Source organism: Croceicoccus sp. YJ47, from assembly GCF_016745095.1.
In the GTDB taxonomy this organism is placed as follows: Bacteria; Pseudomonadota; Alphaproteobacteria; order Sphingomonadales; family Sphingomonadaceae; genus Croceicoccus.
The window spans coordinates 2,220,379-2,240,515 of sequence record NZ_CP067087.1; the positions used below are offsets into that span (position 1 = coordinate 2,220,379).

Annotated in this window: 16 protein-coding genes, 1 pseudogene and 1 riboswitch; of the genes and pseudogenes, 13 read left to right on the forward strand and 4 right to left on the reverse strand. The window is 63.9% G+C overall.

The window, feature by feature from the left end; translation table 11 throughout:
• Positions 1-84: 84 nt before the first annotated feature.
• Positions 85-666 carry a hypothetical protein gene (locus JD971_RS10870; protein ID WP_202083344.1) on the reverse strand — a complete coding sequence of 194 codons (582 nt, stop codon included), beginning with the start codon at positions 664-666 and terminating at the stop codon, positions 85-87.
• Positions 667-702: 36 nt separating this feature from the next.
• Positions 703-3,459 (reverse strand): class I SAM-dependent DNA methyltransferase, encoded by a 2,757-nt coding sequence (locus JD971_RS10875; RefSeq protein WP_371809607.1) that lies wholly within the window; start codon positions 3,457-3,459, stop codon positions 703-705.
• 701 nt (positions 3,460-4,160) lie between these two features.
• On the opposite strand from JD971_RS10875, the gene JD971_RS10880 reads away from it, so the two are divergent.
• From JD971_RS10880 to JD971_RS10890, 3 genes and pseudogenes are all read left to right on the forward strand, one after another.
• Positions 4,161-5,036 (forward strand): DUF6602 domain-containing protein, encoded by an 876-nt coding sequence (locus tag JD971_RS10880; protein WP_202083346.1) that lies wholly within the window; start codon positions 4,161-4,163, stop codon positions 5,034-5,036.
• A gap of 664 nt (positions 5,037-5,700) precedes the next feature.
• A pseudogene (locus JD971_RS17190) lies at positions 5,701-6,060 on the forward strand (DUF2231 domain-containing protein); the annotation flags it as partial.
• Between the two features lie 100 nt (positions 6,061-6,160).
• Positions 6,161-7,513, forward strand: coding sequence for a sorbosone dehydrogenase family protein (locus JD971_RS10890; protein ID WP_202083348.1), 1,353 nt, complete (start codon positions 6,161-6,163; stop codon positions 7,511-7,513).
• A gap of 357 nt (positions 7,514-7,870) precedes the next feature.
• On the opposite strand, the gene JD971_RS10895 is transcribed toward JD971_RS10890, so the two are convergent.
• Positions 7,871-10,072 carry a cadherin repeat domain-containing protein gene (locus JD971_RS10895; RefSeq protein ID WP_202083349.1) on the reverse strand — a complete coding sequence of 734 codons (2,202 nt, stop codon included), beginning with the start codon at positions 10,070-10,072 and terminating at the stop codon, positions 7,871-7,873.
• A 509-nt stretch (positions 10,073-10,581) separates the two neighbouring features.
• On the opposite strand from JD971_RS10895, the gene JD971_RS10900 reads away from it, so the two are divergent.
• The 10 genes from JD971_RS10900 (at position 10,582) to JD971_RS10945 (ending at position 18,527) form a co-directional block, all read left to right on the forward strand.
• Positions 10,582-11,106 (forward strand): nuclear transport factor 2 family protein, encoded by a 525-nt coding sequence (locus JD971_RS10900; protein ID WP_202083350.1) that lies wholly within the window; start codon positions 10,582-10,584, stop codon positions 11,104-11,106.
• Between the two features lie 410 nt (positions 11,107-11,516).
• The gene (locus JD971_RS10905; RefSeq protein WP_202083351.1) at positions 11,517-12,170 is read left to right on the forward strand and encodes an alpha/beta hydrolase; all 654 of its coding nucleotides are present in this window, start codon (positions 11,517-11,519) and stop codon (positions 12,168-12,170) included.
• A gap of 74 nt (positions 12,171-12,244) precedes the next feature.
• Positions 12,245-12,440, forward strand: a riboswitch (cobalamin riboswitch).
• Between the two features lie 200 nt (positions 12,441-12,640).
• Entirely contained in the window at positions 12,641-13,657 is a 1,017-nt protein-coding gene (cobT, locus tag JD971_RS10910; RefSeq protein WP_202083352.1) for a nicotinate-nucleotide--dimethylbenzimidazole phosphoribosyltransferase, read from the forward strand.
• On the forward strand, positions 13,654-14,220 hold the full coding sequence (locus JD971_RS10915) for a histidine phosphatase family protein (RefSeq protein ID WP_202083353.1): 567 nt from the start codon (positions 13,654-13,656) through the stop codon (positions 14,218-14,220). The genes cobT and JD971_RS10915 overlap by 4 nt, the downstream gene beginning before the upstream one ends.
• Positions 14,217-14,927: an adenosylcobinamide-GDP ribazoletransferase gene (locus JD971_RS10920; protein ID WP_202083354.1), complete on the forward strand. Its 711-nt coding sequence runs from the start codon at positions 14,217-14,219 to the stop codon at positions 14,925-14,927. The genes JD971_RS10915 and JD971_RS10920 overlap by 4 nt, the downstream gene beginning before the upstream one ends.
• The gene (locus JD971_RS10925; RefSeq protein WP_202083355.1) at positions 14,924-15,880 is read left to right on the forward strand and encodes a threonine-phosphate decarboxylase; all 957 of its coding nucleotides are present in this window, start codon (positions 14,924-14,926) and stop codon (positions 15,878-15,880) included. Before JD971_RS10920 ends, JD971_RS10925 begins: the two co-directional genes overlap by 4 nt.
• A 36-nt stretch (positions 15,881-15,916) precedes the next feature.
• A complete protein-coding gene (gene cobU / locus JD971_RS10930; RefSeq protein WP_202083357.1) occupies positions 15,917-16,423 on the forward strand; it encodes a bifunctional adenosylcobinamide kinase/adenosylcobinamide-phosphate guanylyltransferase in 507 nt (168 codons plus the stop codon).
• A gap of 91 nt (positions 16,424-16,514) precedes the next feature.
• The gene (locus tag JD971_RS10935; protein WP_202083359.1) at positions 16,515-17,795 is read left to right on the forward strand and encodes a PP2C family protein-serine/threonine phosphatase; all 1,281 of its coding nucleotides are present in this window, start codon (positions 16,515-16,517) and stop codon (positions 17,793-17,795) included.
• Positions 17,792-18,109 (forward strand): STAS domain-containing protein, encoded by a 318-nt coding sequence (locus tag JD971_RS10940; protein ID WP_202083362.1) that lies wholly within the window; start codon positions 17,792-17,794, stop codon positions 18,107-18,109. The genes JD971_RS10935 and JD971_RS10940 overlap by 4 nt, the downstream gene beginning before the upstream one ends.
• Positions 18,093-18,527, forward strand: a complete 435-nt coding sequence (locus JD971_RS10945; protein ID WP_202083364.1) for an ATP-binding protein — start codon at positions 18,093-18,095, stop codon at positions 18,525-18,527. The genes JD971_RS10940 and JD971_RS10945 overlap by 17 nt, the downstream gene beginning before the upstream one ends.
• Positions 18,528-18,720: 193 nt before the next feature.
• Here the strand turns inward: JD971_RS10945 and JD971_RS10950 are convergent, their stop codons facing one another.
• Positions 18,721-19,590 carry a TorF family putative porin gene (locus JD971_RS10950; RefSeq protein WP_371809612.1) on the reverse strand — a complete coding sequence of 290 codons (870 nt, stop codon included), beginning with the start codon at positions 19,588-19,590 and terminating at the stop codon, positions 18,721-18,723.
• Positions 19,591-20,137: the final 547 nt, after the last annotated feature.

Here is a 20,137-nt window from a genome sequence, read left to right on the forward strand (position 1 = left end):
CTCAAATGAGATATATGCTCTGTTTCGCTCCAAAGTCAATATTTTACTTTTGCTTGAGCTCCGACTTAGCGGCTCGGATTCCGCTCAGCTCTTGCTCGGACTAGTCAGAGACCCGTTTGAAAGATCCTCGCGCATTTGCTTCCGAGCCTCCTCGATACGCTCCCAGAATTCATCGACAGCCTTTTGAACGATCTTGCTGGGGTATTGCCCCGGCTCATACTCACCCTCTGAAGTCTCTTGAGCCACGTCGAACGACCCTTGGTTGGCGATATGCCTCGCAGAGGTGAGTGACTTGGACGTACTCTCGCTCATCGCAACGCCATGCTTGTCGAGGAACTTCGTTATCTGATCCACAAGACTCCCGAACTTGTCTGCAATGATAACTTGCGCATCTGACCAATCGGGATCGGGAAAACGCGGGGTTCCCAAAATGCTATCGTGCAGCCTGAAAAATTCCTCGGCGGCCAGTAGCTCACGGTCGAACATCAACTCCTGGCGCTTCAGCTTGAAGCGCAATTGTTCGGCCTCGACCTCTAGCTCAGACTTCTGCTTTTGCAGCCATTTTGGAAAGATATAGCCGGATAGCAGGCTGCCAGCAGCACCTGCGATCAGCCCATATATGCCGAGTAAACTCAGCTTCCCGATTTCAGTTGCCAACCAATCCATTACAGTCCCCCATCCAACGCGCCACGTCGTTATGTCTCACGCAGCCTTTGCGCTGGTCATTTTGGTGTAGAGTTCGAACAGCTTTTCGAGGCGCTCGGTGTCGTTTTTGAAGCGGCGGCCGATGTAGATGCGTTCGAGGACTTCGTCGTTGCGATCGTGCGCGTGGCGGAGGTTTTCGGGCATCTTTTCCGGATCGTAGAGCTCGGCGATGGTCTTGGGGAAATGTGCCTCACGGGCGAGGAGGATATCCTCGGCGCAACGGGTCAGGTCGGCTTTGTGCTGTTCCGTGAGCTTGGGGACGGGGAAGGTATTGTAGCAAACGCCTGATGAATATCGGAAATCGGACTTCATTCGCCCAGCCGTTAGGCCTACCCAGCAGATGTGCATTCGCGAGCAAATAAGTGACAGAACGTAGACTGGGGAATCGTATATCGCCTGTGCGGCATCAGAGATAATTGCCGAGCGATCCTGCAATCCAACCGGGAGAAATTCTCGACGCTGGGAGGATACCCTTGGAATGATGAGCTGGCTCTTGTCGCCAACGATAGTGCGTTCGAACCTATACGGCGTATCAATTCCCAGCTTTCCGCGTTCGCTTCCAGTCTCGCGATAAGCCCTAACATCAGCCAGGCGATTAGCTATTTCCGGGATGCTAAGTGCCAAATCAACCTGGCCATCTTCGATCCAAAGGCAATATCGAACGAGATCATTGATGAACTCGCTCGATCCAAAAATTCTTCGGAACAGTTCGGCGCTGCCCGGGTGAGTAATAAGAACAGCGTCTCGCTCTTCCTTGCTGAACATGAAATTGCCGCGATCTCTTGGAATATTCCCAGCAAACATCTGTGGTAGCCCGCTGATGTTCTGAGGGCTCTTCGCAATGATGACGTCAGGGCCATCAATCAAATATGCGTTGATGTGCTGCGCTATCCGTTTCGTATCGCCCTCGTAAATCCGGAGCTCGCGAGGTTTGTCGGTGGTGACCCCGACGATGATGCAGATCACATTTGCATTCTTGCTAGCGTTGTTGGACCAATAGAAGTCCTTATGGCAAAATCCAATCCGCTGCCCTCTTTTGAAGATCGCAGGCCAAATAAGCGGTACCTGTATCCCTTGGCAGATTGAATTTGTCGAAACGAACGCGAATGAGCCTCCGCTTCGAATGAAATCGGAGGCTTTCCAAAACCATCCTGCAATATAATCTACCGCTTTAGTGCGTTTACCAGCGTCAAGCTGTCGCAGGTCTCCCTTCTGCTCTGGCGACTGAAACTTGTCGCCGACATATGGGGGATTGCCACAAATATAGGTCTCACCGCCCTCATTTTCGAAATCGATTTCAGGTTGTTCAAGTGGGGTATTGAAAAGATCGTTTCCTCTCACCTTCACCGTGCTTCCCGACGGAGGGCAGAGCTCCAGCCAGTCCATTCGAAGAGCATTCCCGCAGGTGATCCAGTTCTCGCTGTCGAGAGGGAGAAAGTCGGCGAGCGCCACCTTCTGGCCGCGATAAAGCACGTCGCACTGGAACTCGGCGATGATCAGCGCGAGGCGCGCGATCTCTGCCGGAAAGTCGCGGAGTTCGATGCCGCGAAAGTTGGTGAGCGGGATGTCGCTGTCGCGCTCGCTCTCGCCGCGCCGCTTGTTTATCTCGGCCTCGATCTCGCGCATCTGCTTGTAGGCGATGACGAGGAAATTGCCCGATCCACAGGCCGGATCGAACACCCTTATCTTCGACATCCGGTTGCGCAGGTTTACCAGCTTACGGCCGTTGTCGCCCGCCTCATCCAGTTGCTGGCGCAGGTCGTCGAGAAACAGCGGGTTGAGCACCTTCAGGATGTTCGGCACGCTGGTGTAATGCATGCCGAGCGCCCCGCGCTCCTCGTCATCGGCGACCGCCTGTATCATGCTGCCGAAGATGTCAGGGTTGATCTGCTTCCAGTTCAGGCCGCCGATATGCAGCAGGTAGCTTCGCGCCATGCGGCTGAAGCGTGGCACCTCGACACTGCCTGAAAAAAGCGCACCGTTTACGTAGGGAAAGGCGTCGGCGTGGGGCGGGATGTTCGCCGCCTTGCGATAGCGATCGTCCAGCCTGCCTTCGTGCCGCGTGGGTGTGTCCATCGCGCGGAAGATGTTGGAGATGATCGCGTGCGTGTTGGAGCTTTCCCGGTCGCTGAACCGCTCGACGGTGGAGGTGAACAGGCCCTCTCCGTTGAAGATGTCGGTATCCTCCGCGAAGAAGCAGAAGATCAGCCGCGCCATGAAATGGTTCATGTCGGGCCGGCGCTCTGCTGTGGCCCATTCGGGGTTCTCTTTCAGCAGCTCGACATAGAGTTTGTTGAGCTTGCTGGTGGCGCGGATGTCAAAGCTGTTCTCGCGGATTTGCTTGACGGTGGTGATGCCAGCGAGCGGCAGGAACGCGCCGAAGTGGTTCGGGAAGTCGGTGTAGGCGCAGGCAACGGATTCGCCGTTGACCAAATCCTCCGCCTGCAAGTCGGTGCCGTCCGTGGCGAGGATGAACTTGGCTTTTGCCGCGCTCGTCTTGGGGCTTTCACGCAGGGCCTTGAGCGTCTCGTCGACCGTGCCCGGATCGCACGTGGCGATATGGATATTGTTGCGCTGGAGGATGCCGCCGGGAAGGTCCGAGGCATTGGTTGTCCCGGCCCGCAATTGCTTCAGCGTGTTCGCCTTGCGCCCAAAGGCTTCGAGAAACGCGAATGGAAACTCCGCCCGGTCAAATGGCTGGGCGGCCAGTTCTGAAATTGCCTCTTCGATTTCAACTGCATTCATGGCGCGCATCTAAGGCAGAGGGACAGCTGAATCACAAGATGGCACAAGTAATTGCGGGCAAGAAATCATCTTGCCGATCACGTGGCTGCCCTTGCGGTCGACCTGCTCTATCCGCTGCGCGGACCGGGCCTGTAGTCCCGGCCCATTCGGGTGACGATCAGGAGCAGGTTCAAATTGAGCGGGATTTTCTGGATGACGCGCGCTGTCCCTCGCTTCCAGCGCTCCTGACGGCGCGGCGTTCTTGAGCTAACCCGCAGGCACTCTTGCCTCTCTCATTGCCGGAAGCCCGCTGGCGCACCGATCGCGCGCGCAGGGCTTCCGGCTGCTTCGCGCCGTGCAAGGGTGCCGTTGTTTGTGCGGATCGCTGACGCGATCCTTTCGCGGGAACGCCAAGGGCTTCGCCCTCTCGTTCCCGAAACCGCAAATAGACGCCCCCGGGTGGCGGGCTGACGCCCGCGGGCCCGCGCCAGGGCATCAATTTGCGGTTTTCCCTCCCCCTCCCATCTTCGCCGGAAGGCAGGCGGCATGGCAAAGCCATGCGCGCCTGTGGTGACGGCATTCTCTCCATCGCTAGCGAGCACTTTATGCGCGATGCGGGAGATTCAGATGACCCGCGTTTGGAGGATGCGCTAGTGCTCTGGGTGTCAGCAGTTCCCAAAACGCTTCTAGCTGGTTGCTGATCGTAGTCTCGTAGGTCACAAAGGGCCGGTATGGACGGTGAAAGACTAAGAGAATTCTGGAATCAAGAGGTCGGTGCGCTGCTCGCCGTGTACCGGCAATTCGAGACTTTGCTTCCGCATCCGACCACGGCAGGAGCGGAGCATAGGGGTGAAGACGGACGTTATGTCGAAGCGCTGTTGCGAAGTTACCTTCAAAAATACCTACCAAAGGATTTGGAGGTTCTCACTGGCTTCGTTCTCCGGCCAGCAGTGAAAACCGGGCAAAATGATCGGTTCAGGTCGGGTGAAGAGGACACACACTCAACCCAGCTAGACATAATCGTGTATGATACTGGCACCTATCCGGTGTTTCAGCGAATGGGTGAGACCGTTATTGTTCCCCCTGAAGGCGTCGTCGCGATTTTGTCGGTCAAGAAGACCCTGAGAGACGCCGACATCGAAACCGAGTGTCGAACGTTGCTGAACGCTTCACATGTTTGTCGATGCGATCGAAAAGACCCTGCTCAACGTCGCCGAGGTCCCTTTCTCGCATTGGTGGGCGCAGGTTCCCAATTGGCCGACAGCGCGGCAGAAAAAGAAGGGCGGATCTTCAAAAAGCTTTCGGATTTGTACACGCCGTCCGTGACGTTTGACGGGATGATCGGATTTATCGGCGATCTTTCAGGATGGTACGTTTTCAAGGTTCGTCCGCCCGAAAAGCTGACACCGAAGAACATGAAGGCGAAGTACCTATTCCTGAGTCTAGCGGAGCAGCAGCTACACCACAGCTTTCAATTTCTTTTGTCAGGAATCCTGTCAGTTTACTACGATCAGACGAGGCGGAATATCCAGCGCCCCGGATACACAGCATTCCCCAAAATGCCAGCGAAGCCCCTTGGCTCTATCCCGTTCAGCGCACTTCGTTAGGCGATGGCGTCAAACCCTTTCCAACCTCGCGAGGTACCGGTTCCGTCTAATCTGCATGACCAACGAAAAGGGGCCGCTCTCCAAAAAGAGCGACCCCTAAGCCCGGTTTTTTCCAATATCAGCCATCAGGAGTGACCGGAAACACGTTTGGGCTATATCGTTGGCGAAGCTGACCATCGCCTTCGCGCGTAAAATAGGGATGTCCAGCGAATGAGACAAGGCTTGTCTCGCGTGCGGATTTCAAAAGTCGGGACTAACATGGTCATCCGGAGTGTGAGTAGTCTTGGCTACCGGGCTAGCTGAATTTGGGCGAACGAGGCTGGACGAATGGGGACAATTCTGGCATCAAATCGACGCTGGAAAATGGTCCTGGGGCAAGACTTGGGGGCAGATTTTTTCGGCCTCTGAACTTCAAAAAATATAACAATTACATGGACTTGAAGTTCGGTGCCTCTTCTGGCACTATTTCCGGTTAATAGTTGAAATATCGCCATTTTTCGGGTCTCCGTGGCGGCTCGGCGCGAGAGCGTACGGGTTTGACTTCGATAGCGATCTGCGCGACCGATCCCCCTTCGCCGCGATGCAATGGGCCATCGATGCCCGTTTCTTTTCGCCTGGCCACACGTGGATCAGGAAACCTCCGTCGTTCCGCGCATTATAGAGGATGGCCGTCTCGGCACAGGAGGACGAATTGAGAACGCATGCTACGCGGCCGGGTGCAGGTATCGCACCGTTGCACGGAATATTGCTGGCGTTTCCGGTGGCGCTTTTCGCGGCCGCGCTCGTCGCCGACATCACCTATCTCAACACCGCCGAGGTCCAGTGGACCAATTTCTCGCAGTGGTTGATCGCGGGGGCAGATCTGTTTTCCGGTCTCGTTCTCGCCTGGGCGCTGCTCGCCGTGTTTTTCGGTCGGTCGGGACAGGGCAGCGGGCGGCGCGTGTTCTATCTGATCGTCGTGGCGATCATGTTCGTCTTGGGCGTGGTGAACGCGTTTCAACATGCGCGCGATGGCTGGCATTCGGTGGGTACGGTGGGGCTTGTCCTGTCGATCCTGTGTTCGGTGCTCGCGCTCGTCGCGGCTGGCTCGCCTATGGAAGCGGGCGCGCGGTGGAGTATGGCCGATGAACCGTCTTCCCCTTCTGGCCCTTGCGGCGGCGCTTTCGCTCTCGGCGTGTCAGCGTTCGTCCGATCCCTCGCTCGATCAGACCGGCGCGCGGCCCGACCTCCCGACGCAGAACGATACACTCCTGCCCGCGATGGAGATACCGACGCCCGAAGGTTGGGGCGATGAATTGCCGACCGTTCCCGCCGGGTTTACCGTCACGCCGATCGCCCGCGATCTCAAAATCCCGCGGCAGACGCTCGTCTTGCCCAATGGCGATATTCTGGTGGCGGAGGGGTCCGGCGGCCATGCCCCGAAACTGCGGCCCAAGGATGTCATCGCCGGTTTGATCAAGAGCCGCGGCAAAAGCCCGGTCGAGGGGGGCGACCGCATCACGCTCCTGCGCGACAGCGACGGCGACGGGCGCACCGATCTGCAGACGGTTTTCATCGACGGGCTCGATGCGCCCTACGGCCTCGCCTTTGTCGACAACACGCTCTACGTCGCCAATCAGGGCAATCTGGTAAGCTTCCCCTATACCGCGGGGGCAACCAGCCTCCCCGGCCCCGGCACGGAGGTGACGAAACTTCCTTCCAGGATCAATCACCACTGGACCAAGGCGATGACCGCGAGCGCGGACGGCTCGCGGCTCTATGTCGGCATCGGCTCCAACAGCAATGTCGGCGAGCGCGGGATGGACGTGGAGGAGGACCGCGCGGTGATCTGGGAAATCGACCGGGAAAGCGGGGCGAGCCGCATCTACGCCTCGGGCGTGCGCAATCCCACCGCGCTGGCCATCCATCCGCAGACGAACGCGCTCTGGACCGTGGCGAACGAACGTGACGAATTGGGGCCGCAACTTGTGCCCGATTACCTGACCTCGGTGCGGCGGGGGGCGTTCTATGGCTGGCCCTATAGCTATTACGGGCAGAACGTCGATCCGCGCGTGCGGCCGCAGCGGCCCGATCTCGTGGAAAAAGCGATCGCGCCCGATTATGCGCTGGGCTCGCATGTCGCGGCGCTCGGCGTGGATTTCGCGCGCGACGGCGGTCTCGGCGGGGCCTTTGCCGAGGGCGCCTTCGTCGGCGAACACGGCAGCTGGAACCGGAGCGATCCGTCGGGATACAAGGTGGTGTTCGTGCCGTTTCGCAACGGACGCCCCTCCGGCAAGCCGGTCGATCTGCTCACCGGCTTTTTGAAGGATGGACATGCGCGCGGTCGCCCGGTCGGCGTGACATTCGATGCGGCGCGCGGGGTGCTGCTGGTCGCGGACGACGTGTCGAACACGGTGTGGCGGATCGCGCCCGAACGAGGCGCGCGTCCGCCCGTAATGGCAGTCAATCGGCCGGACACCGCCGCCGTGACCCGCTGAACCTCGCATCGCTTCGGCGAGGCGACAGGCGCAGCATAGAGCGGCGCCCGTTACGGACGTATGGGCTGCCGAAGCGGCCTTGCCGGTGCTGGCGACCCAATCCGCGGTCGCGCTTACGCGCTTGCAGGTCGCCTTTCCGTCACGGAATCGGCCCGCGCCCGCCATCGCCCCCATTCACGGCAAAACGCCCCACCGGATTGGCCGCCACATGCCGCGCGCATCATCCTGCGGCGCCGCGCATCGATACCACGAAAAAGGGCGCCGCATTGCGCGGCGCCCTTTTCTTAGAGTCGATGCCGATGCGATCCGCGGGGAGGCGGGGCGATCCCGCCCCCGCGGCGCATCGTCATGGCGGGGTCAGGCGAACGATGCGCTCGATGCCATGTCCATCTGCACATTGCCCTGTGCAAAGGCGTCGATCATCATTTGAAGGTCGACCTGATCGAGCGCGGTAATCTCGTCCAGCGCGCCCGCGGCGACCGGCAAAGTCCCCTTGTAGCCCGCGGTACCGTCCGCTTCGCCGCCATTGCTGCCTTCGCCCTCGGCGAGCGACTGCCCGTGGAGGACGATTTCGCGCAGGTCGAGCATCGGGTCGTCGCCAAGATCCTGTTCCGGCAGCTGGAAGCTCTGCGTAAAGGAGAGGTTTCCGTTTTCATCCGCCATGGGGAACTCGCCATCGCTCATCAGGCTGAGCAGGACGGGGCCGTAGCTTCCGGCTGCTTCCATCAGTTCGATGAAGCCGTCGCCATCGTCGTCCACGTCCATCGTGGGCACCATGGATTCCATGACCGAGCCATCCTCGCCCGGCATGAAGCCGTGGATATGCTGCGCATGGACCTGCCCTGCCTCAAGCCCGCTGGCCTGGATCGTGACGGTGATGGTCCCGGTATCCTCGTCGAAGCCGACGAGGCCGATACCCGACACGCCCGAACCGTTGAGCGGCGTATAGGGCGTGAAGAAAAACCGGTCGGCCTCCTCATACGCGTCCACGCCGGTCAGCGCCGATGCGATCAGGCCGAATTCGCTCGCGAAATCGCCGTCCGCGCCGAATGCGTCGATGATCGCGACGATACCGTCCCCGCCATCGGCATCCACCGCGTCGAGCGCACCCGCCGCCACGGGCAGCGTGGCTTTATAGCCCGCGGTGCCATCGGCCTCGCCGCCGTTCGAACCTTCGCCTGCCTCAAGCGTGAGCCCGTGCAGCACGAATTCCCGCAAGGCCAGCATCGGGTTCTCGCCCAGATCCTGTTCCGGCAGGGTGTAGGTCTGCGTAAAGGACAGCGAGCCATCGGCGTTCGCCGTCGGGAATTCGCCGTTCTCGGTCAGGCTGAGGAGGACCGGCCCGTAATCGCCGGCCGCTTCCATGAGCTCGATGAAACCGTCGCCATCTGCGTCGGAATCGAGCGTAGGCACCATGGATTCCATGACCGAGCCATCCTCGCCCGCCATGAAGCCATGGATATGCTGCGGATGGAGCTGATTCGCTTCCAGTCCCTCGGCCATGATCGTGACCGTCACCGTGCCGCTATCGGCGTCATAACCCGCGATCCCGACGCCCGACACGCCCGAACCGTTGAGCGCGGTAAACTCGGTCGCGAAGATATTCTCCGCATCGAGATACGCATCGTCGCCCGTAAGGTTGAACGCGACCTGATTGAGCAGCGTGTTATATTGCGCAACCGTCGGGCCTTCGTCGATGTCGTTGATGGTGATCGACACGTCCTGCGAATCGGTCGCGCCGTCGCTGTCGGTGGCGACGACGGTGATGTCGAAGCTGTCCATCATCTCGAAATCGGGCGACGCGACGAAACGCACTTCGCCGGTATCGCCATCGATGGTGAAGGCATCGGCGTCGTCGCCTTCGAGCGTGAAGGTGATGTCGTCGTTTTCGGGATCGGTCGCGGTGGCGGTATAGACCACCGTGTCGGTCGGCGTGTTTTCATCGACGTCGATCGTTTCGGCGGAGGTGATCGTGGGCGCCTCGTTCACCGGCGGCGGCGGGATGTCGACATCGTTGTCGTCGTCATCGACCAGGAAATAGATACCTGCACCCACCGCGGCGATCCCGGCGATGGCGAGCAGGGTGCCCGATCCGTCGCCCATCCCGGCAAGGGCGGAGGCACCTTCGCCATCCTCGCCCGGCGCGGCACGAACGGCTTCGGCATCGGCGGCGGCGATGGCGGCATCCACCTGAAAGCCCCAGTCCATGGATGCGCTCGCGGGCAGATCCTCGGCGGCGTCTTCGGCGCCTTCTTCGTCTTCGTCCTTTTCATCGTCGACGAAGGCGAGGACGGTCTGCACCGGGGGGGCGGGCGTTTCGGCCGCCTCCGGCTCGGGCTGCGCGACGAGGCCGGCGGCGGCGAGCGCCGCGGTTTCGGCCTGACGATCCGCGGTGGGCGGGGCGAAGCTGTAATACGGGTTCGCGACGGGCGCCGTTGCCGGTTCGGCGGCACGCATCTCGGGATTGGCGGACGGCGCGGCGCCCTGCTGCGGCGCGGGGCCGGTATCGGGCGCGGCGTTGCCCGCCATGGCGGCGTTCGTGGGCGTATCGGTGGACATCCTTGATTCTCCCTTTCGTATGCGCGCGCTTGGAACATCGGCGTGCGCGAACGGCTGTCGCGCATGCAAGCGCTTGCAAAATGGCTATGTTGCGGGGCGATCGCGATGGAGCGAACATGCCGTATGTGCCGGTTTTCAAATCGGTTTTACCGCGGCACGTATCGATCCCGATTGTCCCGAGAAGCCGTAGGACCAACCGGGCGTCGCGGGAAAAGGTCCGAACTTATTCCGTTTTCGGACCGGTATACGACGGGGCGAGCCAAACGCGGGGCAGACCGATGGAATTAAAAGGATCGTTCGTCATTCGGGGGCGTATGGCAATGCCGTGTCGCGCATATCGCGCGTCGGGACATTGCATGTCGGAACGGTGGGCGCGCTCCCTCAGGCTCAGTTTTGACGCAAAATGCCCCTCTCCAAAACTTCAGTCGCCCGGCGCGCATGCGAATGCGACCCTTCCTCCTTGCGCGAAGGCCGATGTCCGTTGCCTTTGCGCCAGCCGGGAGAGATCAGTGACCGAACTTGCGACCTTGCTTGCAAAGGATGCCATCCGCGACCTGGCGGCGCGATACATGCGGGGTCAGGACCGGCTCGACCGATCGCTTCAACTTTCGACATTCTGGCCGGATTCCACGACCGACTACGGCATCTTTACAGGCAGCGGGCCTGAATTCGTCGACTTTGCGCAGGACCTGCTCAAGGCGCATCTCGCCAATCAGCATATCATCGGTCAGCATCTCATCGACTATGATCCGGACCGGCCCGATGTCGCGTTCGGGGAAGTGTATTATTACGCCTTCCATCGCATCGTGGAAGAAGGCGCGCCGTATGACATGCTGATCTGCGGCCGCTATCTCGACCGGTACGAGCGGCGCGGCGATGAGTGGCGCTTTGCTCACCGGACTGAGCTTGTCGACTGGGCCCGCAAGGACGCGGCGAGCGATGGCTTTCTCGCGACGGATCTTTCCGCATGCGTGCTGGGCCGTCACGACATGCAGGACCGTTCCTATGACCGGGAATGGCTTGAAAACGCCTGATCCGCCATGGGTGCGCCCGCGAAGCCGCGCATGACCGGGGGGCGTGTGCATCGCTGCCGCTTTCCGGGAAACAAGGGCGGGGCCGGGGCGTAGTGCGCGAATGTCTCCGCATCCGCGCAACATGATACGGGTCGCGGCGTATTACGGCGACCGCCATGGATGGATCGTGCGAAGGCCAAGGATTGGGCGGGGCAGGCAGGCGGGTGGCTCGGCAGCTTATCGTAAAGCTTGCAGAAGCGCTCGCGGGCGGGATCACGCGGGCGGGATCACCGGGGGTGTGCCGCCACGCGCAATTTCGCGATGGGGTTCAGCATGCCGGGGGCCGGACCCGTGTGGACTTCGCCCGCATGCTGCGCCATGGGCGGGGCCGTTCCGCCCGTTTCGCGGCGGAAGAGCGAGCGAGGCCTTTCATGTCGAAGATCGTCAATGGGAAAAGCTGTCAGCCCCTGTCGGGGGCGGCGCCGCGCCGGATCGTGCTTTTGCTGCACGGCTACGGCTCGAACGGGGCGGATCTCATCTCCATTGCGCCCATGTGGCAGCAGGCTCTGCCCGATGCGCTTTTCCTGGCACCCGATGCGCCCAACCCCTGCGACATGGGCATGGGGTATCAATGGTGGCCGCTCGCCGATCTGTCGCCCGATGCGCTGGCGCGCGGGGCGCAGAATGCGGCGGGCGCCGTCGATGACTTCATCACGCGAAAGCTCGCGCAATATGATCTGACCGAGGCCGATCTCGCCATCGTCGGGTTCAGCCAGGGCACGATGCTCGCGCTGCATATCGGGCCGCGCCGGTCGCGGCAGGTCGCCTCTATCGTGGGGTATTCGGGCATGCTGACCGGCGCGGCGCAGCTTCGCGACGAGGCGGTCACGAAACCGCCGGTGCTGCTCGTGCATGGCGATGCGGACCCGGTGGTCCCCTTTGCCGCGATGGCGGATGCGGAAACCGCGCTGGCGGCGTGCGGCTTCGATGTCGCCAGCCACGCGGCGCCCGGCATCGGCCATTCGGTCGATCCCGAAGGGTTGCGGCTGGGCGCCGAATTCATCGCGCGGCATTTCGCGGAATGAAGGCCGGATGGGCGGTGACCGCCGCCCGATGCGGGCCGGGCATTTCCCGCTTGCGCAACGACGGGCCGCGCCATATCCCGGCGGATGCGACAGGTTCCCCGTGCGGGGATTGAAAGGGAAGTCGGGTGAAAGCCCCGCGCTGCCCCTGCAACTGTAAGCGGAGAGCCATCGGGCCAGGCGCCATTGGGACGTTGTTTCATGTCCCGAGAAGGCGGCACGCATGGCATCGACCCGCAAGCCAGGAGACCTGCCGGTCGCGGTCGTTCTTCGTCCGGGCAGGGTGCCCCGGCCGAACGGGGCTCGCCTCGCGCAGCGACGGATGAAACCTGCCTCGTGCGTCGATGCCGCCCGGGGGCGCCGGGCCGTGCGAGGTGTCACGGCCGTGCTCTCCCACGGTACGCTCACGCGGGGCGAACGCCGTGCGAGGACAAGACAATGACCGTTTCCGACAGCAGGATGGGCGCCGTATCATGAACGGCTTTGCGACGCGGGACGCGTTTCACGCCGCACTCGCCGCCATGCCCCGCCCGGATGCGGCGGCCATCGCGGCGGCACGGGCGCGGCAGGCGCAGCTCACCAAGCCAGCCGGATCGCTCGGCAGGCTGGAGGAGATTGCGGTCTTCATCGCCGGGTGGCAGGGGCAGGCCCGGCCCCGGCTCGACCGGGTGCAGGCGGTGGTGTTCGCCGGCAATCACGGCGTCGCCGCACGCGGGGTCAGCGCATTCCCCCCCGAAGTCACCACGCAGATGGTCGCCAATTTCAACGCCGGCGGCGCGGCGATCAACGCGCTCACGCAGGCATGCGGGGCGGAACTCTCGGTCGTGGACCTGACTGCGGAGGGGCCGACCGCAGACATCTGCGACGCCCCCGCGATGAACGAGGCGGAGTGCCTTGCCGCGCTGTCCGCCGGTGCGATGGCGGTCGATCCTGCGGCACAGCTGCTATTCGTGGGCGAGATGGGCATCGGCAACACCACGCCTGCGGCGGCGATCTGCGCTTGCGGATTTGGCGAAGGGGCGGCGGAATGGGTCGGGCGCGGGACCGGCGTGGACGATGCGGCGCTGGCGCATAAACGTGCCGCGGTGGACCGGGCGCTCGCCCTCCACCGCGCGCATTGCACCGATGGTTTCGAAACGCTGCGCCGGCTCGGCGGGCGGGAGATCGCCGCGATGGCGGGCGCGGTGCTGCGCGCGCGGCAGCTGCGTATCCCCGTGCTCGTCGACGGGTTCATCGCGGCGGCGGCGGTGCTGCCGCTTGCGCTTTCGCATCCCGACATGCTGGACCATTGCCTCGCCGCGCATCGTTCGGCGGAGGCGGCGCATGGCCGCCTGCTCGCGGCGCTGGGGCTGGATCCGCTGCTCGATCTCGGCATGCGGCTGGGCGAGGGGACGGGCGCTGCGCTCGCGGTCCCGATCGTGCGCGCGGCGGTGACGGCGCATGATTCCATGGCAACCTTCGAGGAAGCCGCGGTCACGGATCGCGCATGACCGGGCAACGGCTCTATCTCATCCGCCATGGCCGGACTGCGGGGGCGGGCACGCTGATCGGCCATGCGGATCCGGCGCCGCTGGAATCGGGCACGGCGGCCTGTCTCGAACAGAGCGTCGGCCTGTTCCTGCATGCGGTCATCTCCTCCGATCTCATGCGGGCGTGCCTCGCGGCGGAACGGATCGCGGCATGGCACGGCGTTGCGGTGCGGAGCGACCCGGACTGGCGCGAACTGCATTTCGGCGAATGGGAGGGGCAATCGCCAGCCGATCTCGACGATGCGGCGCTGTCGCGGTTCTGGGCCGATCCCGATGCCGATCCGCCGCCCGGCGGCGAACGCTGGTCCGCGCTGTGCGACCGGGTGGCACGGGCGCTGCGCCGGGTCGGGCCGGACACGCTGATCGTGGCGCATGCGGGGTCGATCCGGGCGGCGCTGTGCCGCCTTTGCGGGTTCGGTTACGCGCAATCCTGGGCGATCGACCTGCCCTATGGCGTGCTCGTCACGTTGGAGGTCCACCGGTTCGAGCCGGGCGGCGCCCGCATATTGGCGTTGCAGCCGTGAGATCCGCGATCATCGCGATACAATTCATGACCCGCATACCCATGCCCCGCGTACGGATGGAGTCGGGTGATTTCGCCGCGTCGATGCGCTGGTTCCCGCTTGTCGGATTGATCGTCGGGGCGATGGTGTGGGGCGCGGCGGCGGCAGGGGCCATGGTGGACCCGATGCTGGGCGGGTTGCTTGCGCTGGTGATGTGGGTAGCGGTCACGGGCGCGCTGCATCTCGACGGGCTGGGCGACATCGCCGATGCGGCGGGTGGCGCGCATCGCGATCCGGCCCGCCTCGACGCCGTTCTTGCGGACCCGCATGCCGGGACTTTTGCGGTGACAGTCATCGCGCTTCAGCTGCTGGCCAAATTCGTGCTGCTCGTCCTGCTCCTGGAACGGGGGGCGGGCTGGCCGCTGCTCGCCGTGGCGGCGCTTGCGCGGCTGGGCACGTTGATGTGGAACCGGTTCCTCCCGCAGCGGGGGACGGGGCTGGGGAGCCAGTTCGCCGCGGTTCGTCACGGGCCTGCGATGGTGGTGTGGAGCGTCGGGGGAATTGCCGCTGCGTGGTTCGCGCCGCCGCTGCTCGTCGCGCCGGTGGTATGGGCGCTGTGGGGTGTGTGGCTGAAACGGCGGATTGGCGGGATTTCCGGTGACGGCCATGGCGCGGGTATCGAGCTGTGCGAGACGGCTATGTTGCTCGCGCTCGTGGTCGCGGGATGAGCGACGCCTTCGCCTGGCACGGCGGGCGTCTAGACGCGGCGCGCGCGCATTACGGCGACAGGCGCGAGGGGTGGGTCGATCTGTCGACCGGGCTCAACCCCGTGCCGTGGCCGGTCGCGCGCGCGCCGGGCTGGAACTGGGCGGCGTTGCCGTCGGTGGCGGCGCTGGCCGGGCTGGAGCAGGTGGCGGCGCGCTTTTTCGGGCTCGACCCGGCTCATCTCTGCGCCGTTCCGGGCAGCGAGATCGCCCTGCGGTTGCTCTCCGGAATCGTGCCGGGGCCGGGGCGCCATATCGCGCCCGCCTATCGCAGCCACGGCGCCGTGTTCCCGGCGAGCGACGGCGGCGGCACGTTGCTGCTCGCCAATCCGAACAATCCCGACGGGCACTGCCGGTCCCGGGCGGAGATGGACGCGCTGCTCCACCGGCAGGCGCAGCAGGGCGAATGGCTGATCGTCGACGAAGCCTTTGCCGACGCGCGGCCGGAGCATAGCATGGCCGCCGCGGTGGCGGACGGGCGCCGGCTGATCGTGTTGCGGTCCTTTGGCAAGTTTTTCGGGCTGGGCGGGGTGCGGCTCGGCTTCGTGCTCGGGCCTGTGGCGGTGATCGCGGCCTATCGGCGGCGGCTGGGCGACTGGCCCGTTCATGCGGCTGCGCTTGCCATCGGGGCGGCGGCCTATGTCGATGACGAATGGATCGCATCGGCGCGGGCGGATATTGACGCGCGGGCGGATCGTCTTGCGCGCCTGCTCCGTGGCCACGGGTTTGCGTCGGTCGGGGATTGTCCGCTCTTTACATTGATCGAGACGGATGCGGCGCCGGAGCTTTTCGAGCGTCTTGCCCGCCATGGCGTGCTGACGCGGCGGTTCGATTATGCGCCGCGCTGGCTCCGCCTCGGCCTGCCGGGCGGGGCGGAGCAATGGGACAGGCTCGACAAGGCGCTGCGCGATGGATGAGGGAAGGGCGTCGATGAATTTTTGCGGAAACCTGCGATGAGCGCGCTGCTGGTGCTCGGCGGGGCGCGTTCGGGCAAGAGCCGCCATGCGCAGCTTTGGACCGAGGGCACGCCGGGGCGCCTCGCCTATATCGCGACGGCGCAGGCGTTCGACGCCGAAATGACCGACCGCATCGCCCGGCATCGCGAGGATCGCGGCGAACGCTGGCATACTGTGGAGGCGCCGTTCGACCTGTCGGGCGCCATCGGGCAGGCGGCGGTGCACCATGATGCGATCCTCGTCGATTGCCTGACATTGTGGCTGTCGAACTGCATGCTGGCGGAGCGGGATATCGACGCGGGCACTCGCGCGCTCGAACAGGCGATTGCCGCATGCGACGTTCCCATTGCGCTGGTCGCGAACGAGGTCGGGCTTTCGATCGTGCCGGACAATGCGCTCGCCCGCCGGTTTCGCGACGAGGCCGGCCGCCTGAATCAGCGTATTGCCGCCATCGCGGACCATGTGGTTTTCGTCGCGGCGGGATTGCCTCTCCCCCTGAAATAGACATGCGCCGGGCGGCGGCTGCGCCCCTGCGGGAAATGCCCAGGGGCATGGCGATCAAGCCTTAACCAATCGGCCCTATCATGCAGGCGAGATGGTGCAGGCGCAGAACATCCGCCCCCGCATTTTCGATGCGGATGACCCGGCGCTGACCGCCGGGTCCGATCGTCTTGGCGTGTTGATCGTGGACGACGACGACGCCGTGGCACGCTTCCTCGGCGATGCGCTGGCGCGCATGGGTTGCGAAATATCGCTGGCCCATGATTTCGACCAGGCGATCCGTCAGATGCATGTCGGCATCGACATGGTCGTGACCGACCTGCGCATGCCGGGCCGCGACGGCATGGACCTCGTGCGGGCGCTGCGCGGGTCGCACGACCGGGCCCTGCTCCATGTCGTGATGATCACCGCGTGCAAGGACGAGGAAACGATCGGCCTCGCGACCGAGGCCGGGGTGGACGATTTCCTGTTCAAGCCGGTCGATCCGGTCAAGCTGATGCTCGTCCTGTCGCGCACCCGGCGGTCGGTGCGACTGCATCGCATGCTGCAACGGCGCAACACGATGCTGACGCGGACGCATGAGCGGATGCGCACGCTTTTGTGCGAGCTGCGCGACGATCTCGATGCGGCGGCGGGAATGCACCGGCGCCTGCTCCCGCGGGAAGAACAACTGCCCGGATTGCGCATGACGCATGTCTATCGCCCGGCCACGATGCTGGGCGGCGACACGATTGGCGCGGTCACGGTGGGGGCGGGGCGCACGCTGTTCTTCCTCCTCGATGTGCAGGGCCATGGCGTGCGCGCCAGCCTCGCCAGCTTTCACTATCATCGCCGCCTGCAGCAGATGGCGCCTGCCGATGCGGATGCGCTGTCGCTGGCGATGCAGCGGCTGAACCGTGAAATCCTGGCGGAGAAAGACGAGATCTACGCGACCGCCATTGCCGGCATCGTCGATGTTCCCGCCGGGGAGGGGTGGATCATCCGCGCCGGGCATCCCGAACCCCTGGTCATGCAGGCGGGCGGCGGCGCGGCTGGCGAAACCCGTCGGCTCGATACCGCGGGCGCCTTTCCGCTCGGCTGGTTCTCACAGTCCGAGTTCCGGGCGACGCGCTTTCCTTTTGCGGAGGGCACACGGCTCGTCATCTATTCCGACGGGCTGCTCGATTGCTGCGAAGCGGCCGGAATGCCGGACGCGCAATCGCTCTCCGCGTGGATCGGCACCTGCCGCGACCGGCCCATCGCCGCCATCGGCGCCCTGGTGGAGCGGCTGCTCGCGCACAGGGACGGCGACCTGCCGCTTGCCGACGATGTCTCACTGCTTGCTATCGAGCCGGATTGCGCATCCGGTGCCCTTCACGAGAGGACCGATCCTTGACCGACACGGCCATCATACATGTCGCGCATACCCGGCTGGATGCCGCAGCGGCGCCCGATTTCCGCGCAATGCTGGACGCGAAAGTGGGGCCGGAATGTACCCGCGTCCTTCTCGACCTGTCGGTGGTGGAGTTCATGGATTCCACAGGGCTCGGCGTGCTCGTATGGCTGGTGAAACATGTGGGGGACCGGGGCGCTATCGCCATTGCCGGAACCCGTCCGGCGGTCGCCACGCTGTTCCGGCTCACAGGATTCGATACCTTGCTGCCAATCTGCGGGAGCGAGGAGGAGGCACGCGATGCCCTCTCGCTCTGATCCGTTCATCCGCGTGCCCGCCAATCTGGAGGCGGTGCGCGACCTCGCCGCATGGGCGCAGGGCGCGTGCAGCGATGCAGGCGTTGCCGACGATATTGCGCTCGAACTCGAACTCGCGCTTGTCGAGGCGGCGACCAATATCGTCGTTCATGCCATGCCGGGCGATGGCAACGCGGATGCGGTCGGCGAAATCACCTGCACCGCGCATTTTACCGCCGATGCGGTGCGCTTCACGTTGAACGACGACGGCGCCCCCGCACCGGCGGGCACGTTCACGACCGCGACGACGCCCGCCGACCCGCTGGCCGAAACCGGGCGCGGCATGGCGATCCTGCAATTGTGCATCGACGAACTCGAATATTCCCGCGCGAACGGGCGCAACCGGCTGGAGTTGCGCCGGCGCCTGCCCGCGCGATAATGCGAGATTCGATAGCCTAGGATCAAAACCGGATATTGGCGCCCGCCGTGATACGCGCGCCATAATCGGCGCTTGCCGCGGGTACGCGTATATCCGCGCGGCGAATATCCGTGTACCCGCGCGAACGGGCGCAACCGGCTGGAGTTGCGCCGGCGCCTGCCCGCGCGATAATGCGAGATTCGATAGTCCGGCATCAAAACCGGATATTGGCCCCCGCCGTGATACGCGCGCCATAATCGGCGCTGGCCGCGGGGACGCGTATATCTTCGCTACGAATATCCGTGTCGCTGTAGCGGAGCGTGAAGGATAGCGGCGCCAGATTATATTCGCCGCCGATCGCCCAGTCGTTATAGGCGCCGCCGGGCCGCAGACGTTCCGCGCGGGCGGGGTCGTCGACGGAGCCGCTCGACCGCCCGACATGGGCGTTGAGCGCCAGAGGAGAGCCCCAGAAACCGAAACGCCCCTCCAGCCTGCGGTAGAAATTGCTGCCGCCGATCGCATCCTGCGGCGGGGCATAGCTCGCCAGGAGGGTGACCGAGGCCGGGCCGAGCGCGCCGCCGATGCCGGCCTGCGCCTCGGCATAATCCTGCTCCCCGTCGCCGCCGGGAAAGACATGGCCGATCGCCATCGCGTAGTAATTGGCAAGGCCGATCCGGCCGCCGTAGCTGGCATTGAGATCGACGCCGATTTCGGCCCCGCCATGCCGCGCCGAACCGCGCAGCGTGGTGGCCTCGGCGCCGACGGCGATATTCGTGGTCACGGGCAGGCTGCCGAAAACGTGTGCGGCGGTCCGCCCGTCGCTCCAGCTCAGCCCCCGCACGCGTTCATCTGTCGTCACGCCGGCTTCGATCGTGGGTCCGGTCTGGGCGTGCGCTGCGGGCGACACCGAAACCGCCGCGCCCACGGCGAGGAGGATGCTCCATGTGCTGGACGAAAATCGGGTCGGGTCTGAAGAAATCGGTCGTCTCCCACAAAGGCGTTCGAACAAGTCCGCGCGCTTAACGCAAAGGGCTTGCTGCAATGTGTATGAAACGAAATTTCCATCTTCGGCGCAGGTGATCACGTGCCGAAGCTACGAGTGTTGGCGAGACGGCGTCGACGGCCAGGGGGCAGCGGAAGCGCCACGTGGTATTTGCCGAATTCGGCCCCTGCCGTGACCGCGCGCGATCCGCTGCGCTGGCAACGCCACTGGCGTTCGGGGAGGGGGGCGGCAAGTCTTGTCGATGAAGCGGAGCGGCCCATACCAGCTCATGATCGGAACGCCGGCATCATTACGCACGTGTAGATAGCCGGTGACGAGCGGATTGTCCGTAAAACGCGGATTGTGTGCGGCGTTCAGCAGCTGCACGGCTCACCGATAGTATGGGCGCAGAACGCGCATTCGCGGCGGCTCGGGCACAGAAGCAGGCGGTGCCGCGCCTTGAACCATTGCCGCGTTCTGTCGATGACTGATGGCCGCGATGGGGCATCCGGTCAAACCCGCCGCCTCATCGACGATTCCATCAAGAGATGGGGCCGGATCGGTATCGGGAATGTCGCGACGATACAGCTCCGACAGTCGTTTCGATTCGAGAGAACGACGCGGCATTCATGGTGCTCGCGATCCGATG